Origin of the sequence: Nostoc sp. CALU 1950 (assembly GCF_051172895.1) — a bacterium.
GTDB classification, from domain to species: Bacteria; Cyanobacteriota; Cyanobacteriia; order Cyanobacteriales; family Nostocaceae; genus Nostoc; species Nostoc edaphicum_A.
In genome coordinates this window covers 1-4,851 of sequence record NZ_JBDNJQ010000279.1, presented here as the reverse complement: position 1 = coordinate 4,851, position 4,851 = coordinate 1, and the positions used below count along the sequence as shown (strand labels likewise).

The window sequence follows — 4,851 nt, the reverse complement described above, 5'->3', positions numbered from 1 at the left end:
GGTCTGAGAATCTAGAGACTGTAACCTTCTCTTTTTTTTCAGCAAGCCCTATTTAGAACTGCCGAAATACCTCTGGTGATGGTAACAACATTTCTCAGTCGTAAGGCAATGGTGGCATATCTGGCAGAGATTGCTTGGGAAACAGATGTTTGGGTTGCTGAAGATTCTACTCACCTGATTCATTTCAATGGTGAATATCTATTGCAGGCTTACCAAATAGAAAAGAAGTAAACTTCCTGAATCTACAGCAAAATTCAGTTGTCTGTGTAACATTTATACCGCAATGCACTTGGGTTAAGATTTAACTCTTTGTCAATACTTTCTTATACCAATTCAATTAATGATTATTCAATTAATGATTACAACACATTCTTGGGTAAAGTAAAGACGCGATGAATCGCGTCTCTACAAGATGGTCTATTTGTCGCATTCTTTTTTCAAATTGGTATTACATATCTTGCTTGTATTCTTCTAACAATTGCGGAATGTGATCATACCCATCTACACCGATAATCGCAATAATTTTCGGGCGATGTTGCTGTAAGAACTTGTGGAAAGCTTCTGTCCCTATCTGTCCTTGCAAAATTGTCAGTAACCCTGCTGGTTGTCGCCACTCACTAGAAGCAATTTGCTCTAAAAGATACATTCCCAAGCAGCCTGTGTAAACAGTCTTTTCCGAATTTTGCAGATGATAATAAGCTTCTGCCAAATAAGCTAAGTTCCGCCCCTGTAGATACAAATCACCGGAAACTTGCGCTGTTTTAAAGCCATCTTCGAGATATTTAATTGCGGTTTGGTGTTGTCCAATTACTAGATAGGCAATTCCTAAACTGCTGACACATAAGGCTTTACTTTGAAGATCGCCTAATTTTTCTGATAATTTTAAACCTTGTTCCAAATAATTAATTGCGGCTTCATAAGTTTCTGGTTCTAAGTTTTCCAATTCTTGAGCTTGCATGACTTCGCTGTAACCTAAATTTACCAGCGCGTTTGCTTCTCCTGTGCGATCGCCTGCTTGCCGACTCAGTATTAATCCTCGTTGACTGTAGTTAATTGCCTCAGCATAATTTTGCTGTTGCACGTATGTGCGGCTGAGGTGGTTGAGATTGGCAATTTCACAAGCGCGATCGCCTGCATTCCTAGCGATCTCTAGTGCCTGCTGATGAAAGTCGATAGAGCGCTGGTATTGTCCCAAAGCACGTTGAGAATAACCTAAAAGAGTCAAAATTCGCGCCTTTTCTTGGGTTCCTTCGCCTTTTCGCAGCGGCTCATCTAAATAATCGAGGGCATCTCGCAAATAAGTACCAGTAAAAGAGGCAAAAATCCCGCCGTAAAAGGGAAAATACGGACGCTGGGCAAAGGTTCGTAAAATCTGGAGCATGATTTGAGAACAGGCATCGCCGTATACTTTTCCAATGCTGCCAAAACCACTTGCTAACTGACTCCAAATCACTGCAAAGGTCAAGAAAGTAGAAATGGACAACTTTGGCCCCGCTTTCACATCGTAAGCTTGTTGGTCAAACCAGTTAATTAGTCCCCGTTGCAAGTACTGTAAAATCAATGCCATTTCCACCCAATCTCTGAGGGTGATTCCTCGTTGTCGCTCGGTAAACTCTATTACCGATTCTTCCCTAGCCAAGGTGCGAAGCAGTGATTGGGGTAACTCACTATTGAGTTGTTTTGCCCAACTTGCCCAAGGGCCACGTTCTCCCGGTACGCCGCCAAATCCCAGAGATTCTTTTTGCTCGTACATCCAACTGAGCAAGTTATCTTGCAATCGCTGCCAAGAAGCTAAACCACGGGTAATCCCTTCAGAAAATTGTTCTAAATCAGAATCTACCTGAGCAAATTGCTGTAATGATTTTGATAATTGCTGTAGCTGTTGTAAATTTAGCGGATACTTCTGATTGGGGTCAGTAACCCGGATAAATACCGCCAAACGCTCATCAGCGGGGGCTGTGGTAATTTCTGAAACTGCCGAGGCGATCGCTTCTGTGGCTTTATTTTGCTCTTGCCAGCGTTGCCATTGACTTTGAATAGTCTTAATTGCTCTCAAACTTCGAGTAGCTTTAGCTTTCTTGAGTTCGTCTTTTTGGCTATCTACTTGACTTTGCAGGGAATTCAGGCGATCGCTCAAAGCTAGCTCAAAAACTTCCCCTGTCCCGGAAGTAATTCCTTTCAGCAGCATTTGATATACCTGTTCCACAGAGCTAATTTTGCCCTTGAGGGTGGTTTCGACAATTTCATCGATTAAGGCAAGATAGCGATCGCTTAATGGCAGAGAGTCTGGCACTTTGGCTATTAGGAGAATGTCACGTCAATTCTAATTCTAATCTTGGCAGCAAAAGTTGGGCATTGGGCATTGGGCAAAATAGTGCTGAGTGCTGAGTGCTGAGTGCTGAGTTAAGAGTTAAGAGTTAAGAGTTAAGAGTTAAGAGTTATTCTCCCCCTGCTCCCCCTGCCCCTCTGCCCCCCTGCCCCCTGTCCCCTGCCTTTCTTTGTAAAAGCCTAAATTATCTAGGATTTATCTAGCAGGAATACACGTTATGACAACTAAAACACTAGGACTCGAACAAAATCTCAATGACTATTTACTATCAATCTCTCTCCGAGAACCGGAAATTTTAACCCAACTGAGACAGGAAACAGCCCAATATCCCATAGGTAGAATGCAAATTGCTCCCGAACAGGGGCAGTTTTTGGCGTTACTGGTGCAATTGTTGGGAGCAAAAAAAACTTTGGAAGTTGGGGTATTTACAGGTTATAGTTCCCTGGTGGTGGCATTAGCGTTACCGAGCGACGGTAAGGTGGTAGCCTGTGATATCAGTGAGGAATTTACAACGATCGCTCGGCGTTATTGGCAGCAAGCAGGAGTGGCGGATAAAATTCAACTGCACATTGCCCCAGCTTTGGAGACTTTGGATCGGCTACTCGCAACAGGAGAAGCGGAAACTTTTGATTTTGCCTTCATTGATGCAGATAAGAGCAATTATGATGGCTATTATGAGCGATCGCTGCAATTAGTGCGGTCAGGGGGACTGATTGCGATCGATAATGTCCTCTGGTTAGGTAGGGTTGCCGACCCCCAAGTGCAAGATAATAGAACTAAAAGAATTCGTGCCTTTAATCAAAAACTGCATCAAGATCAGCGAGTTAGTATGAGTTTAGTAGCGATCGCAGATGGCTTAACTCTGGCACTGAAGAAGTAATGTCTTTACGCCATATCCTGTTCTTTGCCAATCGCTACAGATATTTCAGATGCACTAACCCTACCCTCAGCGCCCAATTTCGACATCTTCGAGGATGCCAAGTGCATCGGGGACGAGGACAGCTGCGGAGTAGTAGGCTGTAACAAGGTAGGAAATAATCGCCTTTTCGCTGATGCCCATGAATCGGACAGACAAGCTGGGTTGGTATTCATCGGGGATACCAGTTTGATGTAGGCCAATCACGCCCTGATCTTTCTCACCAGTGCGGAGTATAAGGATAGAACTGGTCTGATTCTTGGTAATCGGAATCTTGTTACAGGGAAAAATCGGTACATTGCGCCACGTGATTATCTTGCTCCCATCCATATCGATGGTGTCTGGATAGATACCTTGACGGTTACACTGGCGACCGAAGGCTGCAATGGTGCGGGGATGAGCCAGAAAGAACCTCGACTTCCGCCGACGGGTGACTAGTTCATCAAGGTCATCGGGAGTTGGGGGGCCGCTGCGGGTATAGATGCGCTGTTTGAGGTCGGCGTTGTGCAACAATCCAAATTCGCGGTTGTTGATCAACTCGTATTCTTGACGTTCCCGCAATGCCTCAATCGTCAGCCGTAATTGTTCTTCCGTCTGGTTATATGGTTGATTGTACAGATCCGCAACGCGAGTATTTACTCGCAACATAGTCTGAGCAATGCTTAACTGATATTCGCGGGGTGAGAGTTCGTAGTCAACAAATGTTCCGGGTAACGTCGTCTCTGTACTATGACTGGTTGACAACGCGATCGCAGCTTCCCCATACTTGTTTTGTGGAAGTTCTGCGCGAGTTCTAAACTGATCAACTTGGGCTTGCAACGCTTGCGACTGGTTGAGCAGTTCTCGAAATGCCTGTTGTGGTAGTGCTAATACGGTGCATCGGGTCACAGCTTTGACTGTGAACTTCCAATTGCTTTCTGAATCGACCAACACGCGATCGCCAAAATAATCACCGTCAGCTAGCATATCCAACAGAGGCTGCTCGTCATACTTGCCAATACCAATCTTGTTCGCTTTGCCATGTGCGATCAAGAAAAGCTGATTGGCTGGCTGACCTGACTGGACTATGATATCACCAGGTGCGAACTCCTGCTGAACAAACCGACTTGCCAACGCCCTCAGCACCTCAATGTCGTCAAACCCTCGCAGCAAGGGCAACTCACCGAGTTCCTGGGGAATTACCTGCACCTCGGCTCCGGTGTTGGAGAAACTCAACCGCCCATCACCTACTGTATAGGTCAACCGACGGTTCAGCCGATAAGTGCCACCCTTCGTCTGCACCCACGGCAACATCTTCAATAACCACCGTGAGGTAATTTCCTGCGTCTGCGGTGCAGATTTAGTGGTCGTGGACAAATTACGCGCAGCATCTTTACTCAAACTTAGTTGAGGTTGTCCACTCTCAACATTTAAATTTGATTCAATAAAATCCGTCATCAGCCGATCCTCTAGTTAGTAATAAAAGTGCCATTCAGTGCCAATACAGTTCGGTTAAGGTTTTTTGATGAAAATTCTAGATCCAAAGACGCGATAAATCTCTAGATCCAAAGACGCGATAAATCGCCGTCTCTACAAGGATCAATCTTTTGTAGAGACGGCGATTTAT

General features: G+C 44.9%; 3 protein-coding genes and 1 pseudogene. 2 read left to right on the top strand and 2 right to left on the bottom strand.

Annotated elements, in window-relative coordinates; genetic code table 11:
- Positions 1-57: 57 nt before the first annotated feature.
- Positions 58-231, top strand: a pseudogene (locus tag ABF638_RS36645) (BsuBI/PstI family type II restriction endonuclease); the annotation flags it as partial.
- Between the two features lie 217 nt (positions 232-448).
- Here ABF638_RS36645 and ABF638_RS36640 read toward each other — a convergent pair.
- A complete protein-coding gene (locus ABF638_RS36640; protein ID WP_435027660.1) occupies positions 449-2,293 on the bottom strand; it encodes a tetratricopeptide repeat protein in 1,845 nt (614 codons plus the stop codon).
- A gap of 253 nt (positions 2,294-2,546) precedes the next feature.
- Here ABF638_RS36640 and ABF638_RS36635 point away from each other — a divergent pair, with 253 nt between their 5' ends.
- Complete coding sequence (locus tag ABF638_RS36635; RefSeq protein ID WP_435027659.1) at positions 2,547-3,209, top strand: class I SAM-dependent methyltransferase; 663 nt, start codon at positions 2,547-2,549, stop codon at positions 3,207-3,209.
- A gap of 66 nt (positions 3,210-3,275) precedes the next feature.
- Here the strand turns inward: ABF638_RS36635 and ABF638_RS36630 are convergent, their stop codons facing one another.
- Complete coding sequence (locus tag ABF638_RS36630) at positions 3,276-4,682, bottom strand: family 2B encapsulin nanocompartment shell protein (protein ID WP_435027658.1); 1,407 nt, start codon at positions 4,680-4,682, stop codon at positions 3,276-3,278.
- Positions 4,683-4,851 lie beyond the last annotated feature (169 nt).